Origin of the sequence: Rhodobacter sp. SGA-6-6, assembly GCF_011043545.1 — a bacterium.
Lineage (GTDB): Bacteria > Pseudomonadota > Alphaproteobacteria > Rhodobacterales > Rhodobacteraceae > Pseudogemmobacter.
The window spans coordinates 1-869 of sequence record NZ_JAAKGP010000055.1 but is presented as its reverse complement, the minus strand read 5'-3'; the positions used below and the strand labels follow the sequence as shown (position 1 = coordinate 869).

The following is an 869-nucleotide window of genomic DNA, read 5'->3' as shown; positions in this document are numbered from 1 at the left end:
TAGGGTCCAGACTCATTGATCGTCAAAGCCAGAACATGACGGTAGCGGCGAGCGCGACGGCGGACAGGAAGGTCTTGGCGCATCTGTCATAGCGGGTTGCGACCCTTCGCCAGTCCTTCAGCCGACCGAACATGATCTCGATGCGGTTGCGGCGGCGATAGCGCCGCTTGTCGTAGCGGACAGCTTTGCCGCGCGACTTCCGACCGGGGATGCAGGGGTGTATCCCCTTGTCTTTCAAAGCATCTCGGAACCAATCGGCGTCATAACCCCGGTCCGCGATCATCCACTCGGCAGCGGGCAGACTGCCCAGCAGGGCGGCGGCTCCAGTATAGTCGCTGACCTGGCCTGCGGTCATGAAGAACTTCAGGGGTCGTCCCTTGGCGTCGGTGACGGCATGCAGCTTGGTGTTCAAGCCACCCTTCGTGCGCCCGATCAGGCGCCCGCGCTGGTGGTCGGCCCCCCCTTTTTCGCCCGCAGGCTCGAAGCCGTGCGGTGCGCTTTCAGGTAGGTCGCATCAATCATGACCGTCTTATGCTCGGTGCCCTCGGAGGCCAGGCCCTCCATCATCCTCGCGAAGACCCCCATGTCACCCCACCGCTTCCAACGGTTGTAGAGCGTCTTCGGTGGGCCATACTCACGCGGGGCGTCGCACCAACGCAAGCCATTGCGATTGATGAAGATTATGCCGCTCAATACGCGCCGATCATCTACACGCGGCTTGCCATGGCTCTTCGGGAAGAACGGCTTCAACCGCTCCATCTGCTCGTCGGTCAGCCAGAACAGGTTGCTCATCATCACCCCCGTCAGTTCGGGAGCTTGAATCACGCAGACCGGGCGGCCTCAAGCCGATTAATGGGTCCTGACCCTAG

The 869-nt window shown here is 61.9% G+C and carries 1 pseudogene; it reads right to left on the bottom strand.

Annotated elements, in window-relative coordinates:
• Window positions 1-22: 22 nt before the first annotated feature.
• Window positions 23-792: pseudogene (locus G5B31_RS20930) on the bottom strand (IS5 family transposase).
• Window positions 793-869: the final 77 nt, after the last annotated feature.